This window comes from Streptomyces sp. NPDC031121 (assembly GCF_055570615.1).
On the sequence record NZ_JBVIGV010000009.1, the window covers coordinates 334249 to 348461 of the forward strand.

10 protein-coding genes are annotated in these 14213 nt (G+C 75.6%); 7 read left to right on the forward strand and 3 right to left on the reverse strand.

Features of this window, described 5'->3' with window-relative positions; translation table 11 throughout:
* The first annotated feature begins 21 nt into the window (after positions 1-21).
* The 3 genes from ACZ462_RS19320 (at position 22) to ACZ462_RS19330 (ending at position 3150) form a co-directional block, all read left to right on the forward strand.
* Positions 22-501, forward strand: a complete 480-nt coding sequence (locus ACZ462_RS19320) for an Lrp/AsnC family transcriptional regulator (protein ID WP_114056455.1) — start codon at positions 22-24, stop codon at positions 499-501.
* Positions 502-610: 109 nt separating this feature from the next.
* The gene (locus tag ACZ462_RS19325; protein ID WP_467804219.1) at positions 611-1966 is read left to right on the forward strand and encodes a cytochrome P450; all 1356 of its coding nucleotides are present in this window, start codon (positions 611-613) and stop codon (positions 1964-1966) included.
* Between the two features lie 59 nt (positions 1967-2025).
* The gene (locus tag ACZ462_RS19330; protein ID WP_467804398.1) at positions 2026-3150 is read left to right on the forward strand and encodes an FAD-dependent oxidoreductase; all 1125 of its coding nucleotides are present in this window, start codon (positions 2026-2028) and stop codon (positions 3148-3150) included.
* 9 nt (positions 3151-3159) lie between these two features.
* Here the strand turns inward: ACZ462_RS19330 and mltG are convergent, their stop codons facing one another.
* Together mltG and ACZ462_RS19340 are read right to left on the reverse strand one after the other, a co-directional pair.
* Positions 3160-4050: an endolytic transglycosylase MltG gene (gene mltG, locus ACZ462_RS19335; protein ID WP_467804218.1), complete on the reverse strand. Its 891-nt coding sequence runs from the start codon at positions 4048-4050 to the stop codon at positions 3160-3162.
* Positions 4051-4113: 63 nt separating this feature from the next.
* On the reverse strand, positions 4114-6027 hold the full coding sequence (locus tag ACZ462_RS19340; RefSeq protein ID WP_467804217.1) for an ABC transporter ATP-binding protein: 1914 nt from the start codon (positions 6025-6027) through the stop codon (positions 4114-4116).
* Between the two features lie 87 nt (positions 6028-6114).
* Between ACZ462_RS19340 and ACZ462_RS19345 the strand changes: the two genes are divergently transcribed.
* The 4 genes from ACZ462_RS19345 (at position 6115) to ACZ462_RS19360 (ending at position 13345) form a co-directional block, all read left to right on the forward strand.
* Positions 6115-6576: a MarR family winged helix-turn-helix transcriptional regulator gene (locus ACZ462_RS19345; RefSeq protein WP_467804216.1), complete on the forward strand. Its 462-nt coding sequence runs from the start codon at positions 6115-6117 to the stop codon at positions 6574-6576.
* Positions 6577-6594: 18 nt separating this feature from the next.
* On the forward strand, positions 6595-9531 hold the full coding sequence (locus ACZ462_RS19350) for an FAD-binding and (Fe-S)-binding domain-containing protein (protein ID WP_467804214.1): 2937 nt from the start codon (positions 6595-6597) through the stop codon (positions 9529-9531).
* A gap of 185 nt (positions 9532-9716) precedes the next feature.
* Positions 9717-11567, forward strand: coding sequence for an ABC transporter transmembrane domain-containing protein (locus tag ACZ462_RS19355; RefSeq protein ID WP_467804213.1), 1851 nt, complete (start codon positions 9717-9719; stop codon positions 11565-11567).
* On the forward strand, positions 11564-13345 hold the full coding sequence (locus tag ACZ462_RS19360) for an ABC transporter ATP-binding protein (RefSeq protein ID WP_467804212.1): 1782 nt from the start codon (positions 11564-11566) through the stop codon (positions 13343-13345). Before ACZ462_RS19355 ends, ACZ462_RS19360 begins: the two co-directional genes overlap by 4 nt.
* A 55-nt stretch (positions 13346-13400) precedes the next feature.
* On the opposite strand, the gene ACZ462_RS19365 is transcribed toward ACZ462_RS19360, so the two are convergent.
* A complete protein-coding gene (locus ACZ462_RS19365) occupies positions 13401-14189 on the reverse strand; it encodes a metal-dependent hydrolase (protein ID WP_467804210.1) in 789 nt (262 codons plus the stop codon).
* Positions 14190-14213 lie beyond the last annotated feature (24 nt).

A 14213-nucleotide genomic window follows, 5' to 3' on the forward strand; every position in this document is an offset into this window, starting at 1 on the left:
GGCCGTTGGTACAGTCGCCGCATGGCGGTGGACGAACTCGACACCCGCATCCTGCGGCTCCTGATCGAGCAGCCGCGTACCAGCATCCGCGAGTACGCCCGCATCCTCGGGGTGGCGCGCGGCACGCTCCAGGCGCGGCTGGACCGTTTGGAGCGCACCGGTGTGATCACGGGAACGGGTCCGGTGCTGTCTCCGGCCGCGCTCGGGCATCCGGTGCTCGCGTTCGTGCACGTCGAGGTCACCCAGGGGCACCTGGACGAGGTCGGCGAGGCGCTCGCGGCGGTGCCCGAGATCATCGAGGCGTTCTCGATCACCGGCGGCGGGGACCTGCTCACGCGGGTCGCGGCCCGCGACAACGAGCACCTGGAGGACGTCATCCAGCGGCTGATCCGCCTCCCGGGCGTGGTCCGCACCCGCACGGAGGTGGCGCTGCGCGAGCGGGTCCCGCACCGGCTGCTGCCGCTGGTGGAGGCGGTCGGACGGGCCGCCCGCAAACCCTGAGCGGGGCAGCCGGGCGGCGGTGCCGTTCCGGTCCAACTCGCTCCGGTGGAGCCCGGATCGGGCCGGCGGGGATCTGGCGGGGCGGGCCGTCCGCTGCCACGATGCGTCCGTGACAGCGACCCTGACGCCCCCGGGCACCGAGCGCGGACCGCGCCGGTGGCCCCTCGTGGGCAACCTGCCGGCCTTCGCCCGCGATCCCCTGGCCTTCTTCGAGTCCCTGCGCGACGGGCACGGCGACTGGGTGCCCTGGGCACTCGGCCCCCAGCGCAACGTGCTGGTGTCGCGGCCGGAGCACGCGGGAGAGCTGCTGGGCTCCGTCGAGAAGACGTTCAAGCCGATGGAGCTGGGCTGGGCCTTCCACCAGCTCCTCGGCGACGGCGTCGTCGTCGCCACCGGGGAGGAGTGGCGGCGCAAGCGCGCCCTGGTGCAGCCGGCGGTGCGGCCCCGCCAGGTGCGCTCGTACGCCGCGACGATGGTGGAGTGCGCGGACGTGCTCGTCCGCGGCTGGTCCGAGGGTGACCGCATCGACGTGCACCGCGAGATGGCCGGGCTCACCCAGCGGATAGCGGTGCGGACCCTGTTCGGCAGCGACGCCGCGGGGCGCGAGGCGCCCATCAGCGCCGCGATGGCCACGGCCCAGCGGGAACTCGGCGCGGAGTTCCGCGGGCTGACGCTGTTCCTGCCGCCGTGGGTGCAGACGCCCGGGCGGCGCCGGCTGCGGCGGGCCGTCGCCGTGCTGGACCGCGAGATCGACCACGTCATACGCGAGCACGAGGCGGCCCGCGCCGACGGCACCGAACGCGACGACCTGCTGAGCCGGCTCCTCGCCGCCCGCGACGACACGGGGGCGCCCCTGACCCGCAAGGAGCTGCGCGACGAGTCGATCACCCTGTACATCGGCGGCCACGAGACCACCTCGACCACCCTGACCTGGGCCTGGCAGCTGCTGGCGGGGTCGCCCGACGCGCGCGCCCGGCTGACGGAGGAGCTGGACCGGGTGTTGGATGGCCGGCTGCCCTCGTACGAGGACTACGAGCGGCTGCCCTTCACCCGCCAGGTGGTCAAGGAGGCGCTGCGGCTGTACCCGCCGGTCTGGCTGATCTCCGCGGTCGCCGGGGACGGGGCGGCGATCGGCGGGCGGGCGGTCCCGGAGGGGACCGCGGTGTGGACGAGCCCCTGGTCGATGCACCGGGACGGGCGGTGGTTCCCGGAGCCGGAGGAGTTCCGGCCGGAGCGGTGGGACGCCGGCGCCGAGGGGCAGGCCGCCGAGCAGGCGTGGATCCCCTTCGGCGGCGGACCGCGGGCCTGCCTCGGGGCGCGGTTCGCGCTGGTCGAGGCCGCGCTCGTGCTCGCGGTGCTGGCCCGGCGCTTCCACCTCGACACCGGGCCCGAGCCGGTGCCGGTATTCCCCGGACTGACGCTCCAGCCCGCACGGCCGGTCCCGGCGCTGCTGCGGCGGCCCTGAACGGCCTCCGGGGGAAGATTCCGGCCGCCCGGCCGGTTGGTGCAACCGTGAACGACATCATGCGCGGTGCACGGTCCGGGCCCGGCGGCGAGGACGTCGACGTGGTGGTCGTGGGCGCCGGGCAGGCCGGCCTGTCCACCGCCTACCACCTGTCCAGGGCGGGCATCGGGCACGTCGTCCTGGACCGTGCGCCGCGCCCCGGCGGGGCCTGGCAGTTCCGCTGGCCCACCCTCACGTACGGCAGGGTCCACGGCATGCACGCCCTGCCCGGCATGGAGCTGGAGGGCGCAGACCCGCTGCGCCCCTCCTCGGAGGTCATCGGCGCGTACTTCGCCGCCTACGAGGAGCGGTTCGGCCTGGACGTGCGGCGGCCCGTGCACGTCACCGCCGTGCGGGAGGGGCGGGACGGGCGGCTGCGCGTGGAAGTCCCGGCCGGGGCCTGGTCCGCGCGGGCCCTGGTCAACGCCACCGGGACGTGGGACCGGCCGTTCTGGCCGCGCTACCCGGGACAGGAGTCGTTCCGGGGCCGGCAGCTCCACACGGCGCAGTACCCGGGGCCGCAGGCGTTCGCCGGGGCGCGGGTCGTGGTGGTCGGCGGCGGCACCTCCGCCGTGCAGCACCTGCTGGAGATCGCGGAGGCGGCCGCGGAGACCACCTGGGTGACGCGCCGGCCGCCGGTGTTCCGGGACGGGCCGTTCGGGGAGGCCGAGGGGCGGGCCGCGGTGGCGCTCGTCGAGGAGCGGGTGCGGCGCGGCCTTCCCCCGCAGAGCGTGGTCAGCGTGACCGGGCTCGCGCTGAACGAGGCCGTGCGCGCCGGGCTGGCCTCGGGGGTCCTGGAGCGGCAGCCGGTGTTCGACCGGATCACGCCGACCGGTGTCGCCTGGGCGGACGGGCGGCACCTGGAGGCGGACGTGATCCTGTGGGCGACCGGCTTCCGGGCGGCGGTCGACCACCTGGCGCCGCTGCGGCTGCGCGAGCCGGGCGGCGGCATACGGCTCGACGGGACCCGCGCGGTCCGGGACGAGCGGGTCCACCTGGTCGGCTACGGGCCGTCGGCGTCGACGATCGGGGCGAACCGGGCGGGCGGCGCGGCGGTCCGGGAGATCCGCCGCCTGCTGGCCCGCGCGCCCTCCCGCGGCGGCGGCCGCTCCCGGGAGCCGGTCCCGGCGGCGGCCGCCTCCTGAGGGGCGGCGTCAGCCGGTGTGCGCTCCGGGCTGCTGCTGGGCGCGGCCGGCCACCATGCGCGTGCCGGCGTCTGCGGCCGCGCGGAGCCGGTTGAACTCGGCCATGTGCTTGCGGTGCTCGTCGTAGGTCGCCGAGAAGCGGGTGTCCCCCGGTTTGACGGTGACGAAGTAGAGCCAGTCTCCCGGGGTGGGCGCGACGGCCGCGGCCATGGCCTGGAGGCCGGGGCTGTCGATGGGGGTCGGGGGCAGGCCCTGCCGCCGGTAGGTGTTGAAGGGGTGGTCGATGCGGGTCTCGCTGAGCTTGGTGCCCACGGTGTGCCGGTTCAGCGCGTAGTTGAGGGTGGAGTCCATCTGGAGGGGCAACGACCGGGCCAGCCGGTTGTGCACGACGCGGGCGACCTTGCCCATGTCCGCGCGGGAGTCGGCCTCCGCCTCGATGATGCTGGCGAGGGTGGCGGTCTGGTACGGGGTCATGCCGTGGGCCCGGGCTCCGTCGGCGACGGCCTTCGTGGCGAGCTTCCGGTTGGCGGTGCGGACCATGGCGGTGAGGAGTTCGGCGGCGGTCGTGCGGGAGGTGACCGGGTACGTGGCGGGGAACAGGAAGCCCTCCGGGTTGCCCTTCGCCTCGGCGGGCAGGTCGAGCGCCGCCGTCGCGGCGGCGGCCTTGGCGGAGCCGGCGGGCAGGCCGAGGACGCGGTCGATCGCGGCGTAGACCTGGGGGGCGCGCCAGCCCTCCGGGACGAGGAGATGGCGGGGCTTGTCGGCGGCGTCGTCGGCGCCCCGCAGCAGCGGGACGGCGATGAGCGCGCCGGTGGCGAGCAGCATGCCGAGGAAGAGCGCCAGACGGCCCCGGCGGGTCAGCCGGGAGCGGCGCCGTGGCGGACGGTACTCATGACGCATGCGGGCACGCTAACCCGGCGCGGGCCGCATTCCCGGCACACCACCCCACGAGCGGTCATACAATCACACGTTCACCGGTGTGGAGGGGGCGAGTTCCCCGCCGAACGCGCCGGTCGTGCCGGCTGCGCGCGGCTCCTCGGGCCCGGGCGGCCCCAGGGGTGCGCGGGCGGTCTCGCGGTCACGTCGGACCAGGGCCGCGTACCGGCCTCCGGCGGCGATGAGCTCGTCGTGGGTGCCGCGCTCGGCTATGCGGCCCTGTTCCAGGACGACAATCTGGTCGGCGTCGCGGACGGTCGAGAGGCGGTGCGCGATGGTGATCGTGGTGCGGCCCGCCGAGAGCTCGTCGATCGCCTGCTGCACCGCGTGCTCCGTCCGGGTGTCGAGGGCGCTCGTCGCCTCGTCGAGGATCAGCACGGGCGGGTCGCGCAGGATGGTCCGGGCGATGGCCAGGCGCTGCTTCTCCCCGCCGGAGAACCGGTAGCCGCGCTCGCCGACCAGGGTGTCGTACCCCTCGGGGAGGGAGGCGATGTGGTCGTGGATCTGGGCGGCGCGGGCCGCCTCGGCGATCTCCTCGTCGGTGGCGTCGGGCTTGGCGAAGCGCAGGTTGTCGGCGACCGAGGCGTGGAAGAGGTAGGTCTCCTGGGAGACCACGCCTATGGAGCGGGCCAGCGAGTCGAAGTCGAGGTCCCGCACGTCCACGCCGTCGATCGCGACCCGGCCGCCCGTGACGTCGTACAGCCGGGGCACCAGGTAGCTGAGGGTGCTCTTGCCGGATCCGGTCGGACCGACCACGGCGAGGGAGCCGCCGGCCGGGACGGTGATGTCGATTCCCTTCAGCGCGGGGCCGCCCCGGTCGTCGTAGGCGAAGTCCACGCCCTCCAGCCGCACCTCGCCGCGGGCCCGGCCCAGGCGCACCGGGTTCTCCGGCTCCGTGATCTCCACCGGCAGGTCGAGGTACTCGAAGATGCGGGCGAACAGGGCGAGGGAGGTCTGTATCTGCACGCCGGTCGACAGCAGGCTCACGGCCGGCCGGAACAGCGCCTGCTGGAGCGTCACGAAGGCCACGAGCGTGCCGACGGACAGTGAGGGCGCCCCGGACTGGAGGGTGATGCCGGCGGCCCAGTAGATCATCGCCGGCATGGCGGCCATGACGATGCCGATGGTCGACATCCGCCAGCGTCCGGCCATACTGGCCCGCACTTCGAGCGCGACGAGCTTCTCGGACTCCTCGGAGAAGGACCGGGTCAGGGAGTCGGCGCGGCCCATGGTGCGGCCCAGCAGGATGCCGCTGACCGACAGGGACTCGGTGACGGTGGCGGCCATGGCCGCCATCTGCTTCTGCCGCTGCGTGGTGACCTGCTTGCGCTCGTTCCCGACGCGGCGGCTGATCCAGACGAAGACCGGCAGCAGGAGCAGCGAGACGAGCGTGAGCCGCCAGTCGAGGGCGAGCATAGCGACGACGGTCGCGATCACGGCCGTCAGGTTGGAGACGAGCGAGGTCGCGGTGGAGGTCACGGTGGCCTGCATGCCGCCGATGTCGTTGGCTATCCGGGACTGCACCTCGCCGGTGCGCGTGCGGGTGAAGAACGCCAGCGGCATCCGCTGGAGCCGGGCGTAGACGGCGGTGCGCAGGTCGTGCATGACGCGCTGGCCGACGGTGGTGGAGACGAGCGTCTGGACGACGCCGAAGACGCTGGTCACGACGGCGGTCAGGATCATCCCGAGGGCGAGCAGGCTGAGCAGCCCGGTCCGCCCCTGCGGGATGGCGACGTCCAGGATCTCCCGCAGCAGGAACGGCGAGGCGACGCCCACCAGGGAGGAGGCGCAGACGAGCAGCCCCACCACGGCGAGCCGGCCGCGGTAGGGGCGGAAGAGGCCGACGATCCGGCGCAGTTCGCGCGGCCGCTCCTTCGGGCCGGGGCGGCGCGGGTCGAGGGGCTCCTCGGGCGGTGTCCAGTTCGGTTCCTCGGGGCGCATGGGCCTCCTTCTGACGGGACTCCCACTGAGCATAGGTCATTGTTACCTACGTTCACAATGAGCCCGGTCCTGGTACTGTTTCCCAGTATGAGCACCGCTCCCGAGACCGACAGCACAGACGGCGTGCTCGCCGAGCAGCTGCTGCGGCTGACCCGGCGCCTGCACCGGATCCAGAAGCGCCACCTGGAGCCGCTGGGCATCACCCCCGCGCAGAGCCGGCTGCTGCGCCTGGTCTCGTACGCCGAGGGCGACCTGCCGCCCCGGATGGCCGACCTCGCCGCGCGCCTCGAAGTGGTGCCCCGGGCGGTGACGACCCTGGTGGACGGCCTGGAGGCCGCCGACTGCGTGCGGCGCGCGCCCGACCCCGCCAACCGGCGCGTCATACGGATCGAGCTCACCGACACGGGGCGCGAAACGCTGCGCCGGCTGCGCAGCGCGCGCACCGACGCCGCGGAGGAGATCCTTGCCCCGTTGACCGCCGAACAGCGGGACCAGCTCGGCGGCCTGCTGGATGCGCTGACCGACGCCCCGCGGGGGCGCCACTGCTGACGGGAGCGAGGGTCGCCCATGCCGCTGCTGGAACCCGAGCCCGGGGCCCTGCGCCCCGCCGGCATCCGAGGCCCTTCCCCCGACCGGCTGCCCGACCGGCGGGCGGCGGGCACGCCGGAGCCGCTGCGGGGCGGCCTGACGCGGCTCCTCGGGCCGCGGAAGGTGCTGTGGCGGGCGTCCGACCTGGTCCGGTACGCCTCCGACGCCTCCCCCTACCGGTTCGTGCCGCAGGCCGTCGTCCTCGCCGAGGACCTCGACGACGTCTCGGCCGTGCTGTCCTACGCCCGCGGCCACGGCCGGGACGTCGTCTTCCGCGCCGCCGGCACGTCCCTGAACGGCCAGGCGCAGGGCGAGGACGTCCTCGTCGACGTACGCCGCCACTGGACGGGCGTCCAGGTGCTGGAGGAGGGGCGGCGGATCCGGGTCCGGCCGGGAACCACCGTCGCGCGCGCCAACGCCGCCCTCGCCCGGTACGGGCGCGTCCTCGGCCCCGACCCGGCCAGCGCGGCGGCCTGCACGCTCGGCGGGGTCGTCGCCAACAACGCCTCCGGTATGACGGCCGGGACCACCCGCAACGCCTACCGCACCCTGTCCGCGCTCACGTTCGTCCTGCCGAGCGGCACCGTCGTCGACACCGCCGACCCCCTCGCCGACGAGGAGCTGGCCCGCGCGGAACCGGCGCTGTGCCGGGGCCTGATGGAGCTCAAACGGGAGATCGAGTCCGATCCGGGGCTGGTCTCCCGCATCCGGGCCAAGTACGCGATCAAGAACACCACCGGCTACCGGCTCGACGCGTACCTGGACGGCGGCACCCCCGTGGAGATCCTGCGCGGCCTCATGGTCGGCTCGGAGGGCACCCTCGGCTTCCTCGCCGAGCTGGTCTTCGACACCCTCCCGCTGCACCGCGCGGCCGCCGCCGCCCTGCTGTTCTTCCCCTCCCTGCCCGCCGCCGCGGCGGCCGTCCCGCTGTTCAACGGCGCCGGGGCCGCCGCCGTCGAGCTGATGGACGGCAACACCCTGCGCGCCTGCGCCGGCACCGCCGGGGCCCCCGCCGACTGGGCCGGCCTGCCGAAGGACACCACCGCCCTGCTGGTGGAGTTCCGCGCCCCGGACGCGGCCGCGCTGGCGGAGTGCGAGCAGCGGGCCGCCGGCCTCCTGGCCGGGCTGGACCTCGTCACCCCCGTTCCCCCGGCTGCGGGCGCCTTCACGCGCGACCCGGCCGCCATCGGCGGCTTCTGGAAGGCCCGCAAGGCGTTCGTCACCGCGGTCGGCGGAGCCCGCGCGGCCGGCACCACCCTGGTCACCGAGGACTTCGCCGTGCCGCCGGCCCGGCTCGCCGAGGCCTGCGCGGCCCTGCTGGACCTCCAGGCGGAGCACGGCTTCGACACGGCCGTCGCCGGCCACGCCGCCCACGGCAACCTGCACTTCCTCCTCGCCTTCGACGCGGCCCGGCCGGCCGACGTCGAGCGGTACGGCGCGTTCATGGACGCCTTCTGCCGGCTCGTCGTGGAGCGGTTCGACGGCTCGCTCAAGGCCGAGCACTCCACGGGCCGCAACATGGCGCCGTTCCTGGAACTGGAGTGGGGCCCCGCCGCGACCGCGCTGATGTGGCGCACCAAGCGGCTCGTCGACCCGGAGGGCGTACTCGCCCCGGGCGTCCTCCTCGACCGCGACCCGCGGGCGCACCTGCGCGGCCTGAAGACGATCCCGCCGATCGAGGCCGTGGCCGACCCCTGCATCGAATGCGGGTTCTGCGAGCCCGCGTGCCCCAGCGCCGACCTGACGACCACTCCGCGCCAGCGCATCGCGCTGCGCCGGGAGATGGTGCGCCAGCAGCCCGGCTCCCCCGTCCAGGACGCCCTGCTCGACGCGTACGGGTACGACGCCGTCGACACCTGCGCCGGCGACTCCGCGTGCAAGACGGCGTGCCCGGTCGGCATCGACACGGGCGCCCTCATGAAGGACTTCCGGCGCCGCCGGCACAGCCCCGCGGAGGAGCGGGCGGCGGAACTCGCCGCCCGCGGCTTCCGGGGCGTCGAGGCCGCGGCGCGGCTGGCCGCGGCCGCCGCCGACCGGGCCGCCCGCGCCACCGGGGGCCGGCTGCCGGCCGCGGTGACCGGGGCGGCACGCCGGCTCGTACGGCCCGACCTGGTGCCCGCGTGGCTGCCGCAGCTGCCCGGCGCGGCGGCCCGCAGGCCCCCGGCGACGCGCCGCAGGGGGGCCGCCGCCGTCTACTACCCGTCGTGCGTCAACCGGATCCTCGGCGGCCCGCCGGGCGATCCCGGCCCGTCGGTCCAGGAGGCGCTCGTCGCCGTCTCCGAGCGGGCGGGGAAGCGCGTGTGGATCCCCGGCGACGCGGCCGGCACCTGCTGCGCGACCATCTGGCACTCGAAGGGCTACGAGGCCGGCAACCGCGTGATGGCCAACCGGATCGTCGAGGCCGCCTGGGGCTGGACCGCGGGCGGGCTGCTGCCCCTCGTCGTGGACGCCTCCTCCTGCACGCTCGGCATCGCGCAGGAGGTCGTCCCCTACCTGACCGACGGGAACCGGGCTTTGCACGCGGAGCTCACGGTCGTCGACTCGGTCACCTGGGCGGCGCGGGAGCTGCTGCCCGGCCTGCGGATCCGGCGCACCGCCGGATCGGCCGTCCTCCACCCCGCCTGCTCGATGCACCGGCTCGGCACGGACGGGCACCTGCGGGAGGTGGCCGCCGCCTGCGCCGCGGAGGTGGTCCTCCCGGACGACGCCGGCTGCTGCGGCTTCGCCGGCGACCGGGGCATGCTCCACCCGGAGCTGACGGCGGCCGCGACGGCGCGCGAGGCGCAGGAGGTGGGAGCCCGCGCGTTCGACGCGCACCTGTCCGCGAACCGGATGTGCGAGGTGGGGATGGAGCGGGCCACCGGCCGCGCCTACCGGTCGGTGCTGGTGGAACTGGAGCGGGCGACGCGCCCCTGACCCGGCCTGCACGGACCCGGGCCGGGAGTTCGGGGGACCGTGCCGGGCCTGCGGGGACGCGCCGGCGCAGCGCCGGCGCAGCACACCGCGGGTGAGGCTTCGGCCGACGCAAAATCGATTGCCCCGGAGGGTCCCGCGAGGCGAACCTTGCACGGTTTGAACTCCTCGACCAGACATGGGGCGTCATGCAGATCAGCGACCTTCCGTATCCGGACCCCGGAGTTCCCGACGCCCGCTCCGGTCCGCGCTTCCTGCTGTGGCTGGGGCGCGGCCAACTGGGCGGGCAGGCCAGGAGCCTGTGCTGGGGCCTGGTCCACTTCGGCGGCATCGCCGGGCTCCCGTACGCGGTCGGCACGGGCGTCGGAGCGGTCGTCGAACGCGACGGCAGCGGGCTCCTCCGGGCCGGCGCGTTCCTGCTGCTGATCGGCACGGCGATCGCCGTGGGCGACGCCATGCTCCACCGCACCGCCGTCACCAACTGGATCACCGCGGCGGCGCGGGTCCAGCAGCTGCTGGCCCGCAAGACGGCCGAACTGGGCGCCGCCCTGACCCGGCGGGTCGCCGCCGGCGAGGTCGTCGCGGTCTCGACGGGCGACGTGGAGAAGATCGGCTGGTTCGTCGAGGCCGTCTCCCGGTTCCTGGCCGCCGCCTGCGCCATCGTCGCGATCTGCGCCGGCCTGCTCTTCCTCGCCCCGTCGATCGGCGTGGTCGTCGCCGTCGGCGTGCCCGTGCTCGCCCTGTCCGTCCTGCCGCTGCTGCCGCACGCCACCCGGCGCGCCGACATCCAGCGCGACAAGGCCGGCAAGGCGACCGAGCTGGCCTCCGACACCGTCGCCGGCCTGCGGGTGCTGCGCGGCATCGGCGGGGAGGAGCTGTTCCTCGGCCGCTACCGCGAGGCCTCGCAGGCGGTCCGCGAGGCGGCCGTGCGCAGCGCGGGCATGTGGGCGCTGATCGCCGCGATCCAGGTGCTGCTGCCCGGCATCCTGCTGGTCACGGTGGTCTGGTACGGGGCCTCGCTCGTCCAGGCGGGGCGGCTGGAGGTGGGCGAGCTGGTCGCCGCGTTCAGCGCGGTGGCCACGATGCTGTACCCGCTGCGGAACGTGGAGGAGATCGCGATGGCGTACTCCTTCTCCCGCCCCTCCGCCCAGCGGGCCGCCCGGGTCCTGTCCCTGACCCGCACCGGCCCGGTTGGTGCGGACGCCGGGCAGGAGGGGGACGGGGGCGCCGGTCTCGCCGGCGACCTCCGCGACCCGGCCACCGGCCTGGTGGCCTCCGCGGGCCGGCTCACCGCGGTGGTGTGCGGCGACCCCGACGCCGCGGGACGGCTGGCGGAGCGGCTCGGCGGGCACCCGGCGGCCGCCGGAGAGGAGGCCGGCGGCGCCTCGGAGGACGTCCCGTCGGTGCTGCTGGGCGGGGTCGCCCTGGACGGGCTGCCGCTGGACACAGCGCGCCGGCTGGTGCTGGTCCAGGACAAGGACCCGGTGCTGCTGTCGGGGACGCTGCGGGAGCTGTTCGACGTGCCGTCTTCCGGGAAGGTGGAGCCGGCGGCCGCCCTGGCCGCCGCACGCTGCGGGGACGTGCTGGACGCGCTGCTCCAGGCGGCCCCCGACGGGGTGGACGACCCGATGGACGCCCGGATCACGGAGCGGGGCCGGTCCCTGTCGGGCGGGCAGCGCCAGCGGCTGGCCCTGGCCCGGTCCCTGGCCGCCGACCCGGAGGTGCTGGTCCTGGACGAGCCGACGTCGGCGGTCGACTCCCACACCGAGGCGCGCATCGCCGAGGGGATCGCGGCGCTTCGGTCCGGGCGGACCACCGTGGTGCTGGCCTCCTCGCCGCTGCTGCTGGACCGCGCCGACCGCGTGGTGCTGGTCGACGGCGGCGCGGTGGCGGCGACCGGCACCCACCGCGAGCTGCTCCGCCGCGAGCCGCGCTACCGGGCCGTCGTCACGCGGGACACGGAAGAGGAGCAGCGCGTGGCGAGCCTCGGGCCGGCCCGGCTCGGGGGAGAACTCACAGGGATCGAGGAATCGGCATGATCGGCGTGGCACAGCCGGCGTACGACCCGGCGGCCCCGGAATCGGCGGCCACCCTGCCCGTGGGCTCGCCGGCGACCGTACGGGCGTACGTGCGGGGGATGCTGCGGCGGCACCGGCGGGCGTTCGGCGTCCTCGTCGGGGTCAACGCGGTCGCCGTGACCGCCTCGATGGTGGGCCCGTACCTGCTGGGCCGGGTCGTGGACGGCCTCGCGGAGGGCTCGCGCGAGCTGCACCTGGAGCGGACGGCGCTGCTGTTCGCGGCGGCGCTCGTGGTGCAGGCCGCTTTCGTGCGGCTCGTCCGGCTGCGGGGCGCGATGCTCGGCGAGGAGATGCTGGCCGACCTGCGGGAGGACTTCCTCGTCCGGTCGGTGGGGCTGCCGCCCGGCGTGCTGGAGCGGGCCGGCACCGGCGACCTGCTGTCGCGCGTCACCACCGACATCGACCGGCTGGCCAACGCCATGCGGGAGGCCGTGCCGCAGCTCGCCATCGGCGTGGTCTGGGCGGGCCTGCTCCTCGGGGCACTGACGCTGACCGCGCCGCCGCTCGCCCTGGCCGCGCTGGTGGCCCTGCCGGTGCTCGTGGCCGGCTGCCGCTGGTACTTCCGGCGGGCCCCGTCGGCGTACCGCTCGGAGGCCGCCGGGTACGCGGCGGTCGCGGCGGTGCTGGCGGAGACGGTGGACGCCGGGCGCACCGTCGAGGCGCACCGCCTCGGCCCGGCGCGGATCGCGCTGTCGGAGCGGCGGATCAGGGAGTGGACGGCGTGGGAGCGGTACACCCTCTTCCTGCGGACGGTCCTCTTCCCCGTCGTCAACGTCACCTTCGTGACGATCCTCGGCTCGGTGCTGCTGGTCGGCGGCTACTGCGTGCTGCGGGGCTGGCTGTCGGTGGGGCAGCTGACGACGGGTGCGCTGCTCGCGCAGATGATGGTCGACCCGATCGGCCTGATCCTGCGCTGGTACGACGAGCTCCAGATCGCCCAGGTGTCGCTGGGCCGCCTGGTGGGCGTGCGGGAGATCGAGCCGGACGCGGGCGACGCCTCCGTCCGCCCGCAGGGCAGGGACGTCCGCGCCGACCGGGTCCGGTTCGGCTACCGGGAGGGCGTCGACGTGCTGCACCAGGTGTCGATGGCGGTGCCGCCGGGAACCCGGGTGGCGCTGGTCGGCCCGTCGGGCGCGGGCAAGTCCACCCTCGGGCGGCTGCTGGCGGGCATCTACGCGCCGCGGACCGGGGAGGTGACCCTCGGCGGGGCGCAGCTGTCGCGGATGCCGGCCGAGCGGGTCCGGGAGCACGTGGCCCTGGTGAACCAGGAGCACCACGTCTTCACGGGCTCGCTGCGGGACAACCTGCGGCTCGCGCGGGCCCGCGCCGGGGACGCCGAGCTGTGGGCCGCGCTGGGCGCGGTCGACGCGGACGGCTGGGCGCGGGCCCTCGGGGACGGGCTCGACACGCAGGTCGGCTCGGGCGGCACGGCGCTCACGCCGGCGCAGGCGCAGCAGGTGGCGCTGGCCCGGCTGGTGCTGGCGGACCCGCACACCCTGGTCCTGGACGAGGCGACGTCGCTCCTGGACCCGCGGGCGGCCCGGCACCTGGAGCGCTCGCTGGCCCGGGTGCTGGACGGGCGGACGGTCATCGCGATCGCCCACCGGCTGCACACGGCGCACGACGCCGACGTGATCGCGGTCGTCGAGGACGGGCGGATCAGCGAGCTCGGCTCGCACGACGAGCTGGTCGCGGCCGGGGGCGCGTACGCGGCCCTGTGGCGCTCCTGGCACGGGTGATCCGGGCGCCCCGCGGCCTCCGCGGGGCGCCCGGTGCCGGGTCCGCGGGTGCGGGTCAGATGAACCCGAGGGCGGAGGCTCCGCCGAAGCCGCCGAGCAGCATGAACGCGGGCATGAGCACCTTCAGCTCCACCCAGCTGCCGGCCCGGAAGCGCATCCCCTTGGGCGGTCCGACGGGGTACCAGCGCTTCCCTGCGATCGGCAGGGGCCACAGGATCGGGCAGCCGGACACCGTCAGGGCGTCGCCGATGTCGTGGACCAGGGCGCCGAGGACGACGGGGAGGCCCAGCCACACGTAGGCGTACTCGGGGCCGAACAGCCAGTCGGCGCCGTTGCCGGGCTGGTCGAGGACGCCGGCGAGGATCCAGGCGCTCGTCGCCCCGAGCAGCCAGACGAGGATGTCGCTGGACATCCTGGCCGCCCGCCAGAGCAGGCCCTCCACGGCCAGCACCAGGTGGACGAAGAGCAGGACGAGGACGCCCCACCGGTCGGTGGCGGCGGCCAGGACGGAGGAGCCGGCGCCGATCAGCACCGCCCACAGCCAGGTGTGCGTCAGGGTGCGGTGGCCCCCGGAGCGGCGGGCGTCCTTGCGGGAGCGGGTGGACTTGTAGACGGAGTACGAGAGCTTGTCGACGATCTCGCACAGGCCGCGGGACAGCGGGCCGAAGGCCCGCGATATCGTCGCGGACTTGTGGTCCAGGTCGGGGGCGAGGGCGGCGCCGGCACAGATCAGCGCGCCGACGACGAGGACCGGCCAGGGCATCGGGTGCCCGGCGGCCGCGGTGGCCGCGCCCACCCCCAGCCAGGCTGCCGCCCCGGAGAGCGAGTGCGCCGGACCCATCATGCTCGTTACCCCACCCCAGGTCGT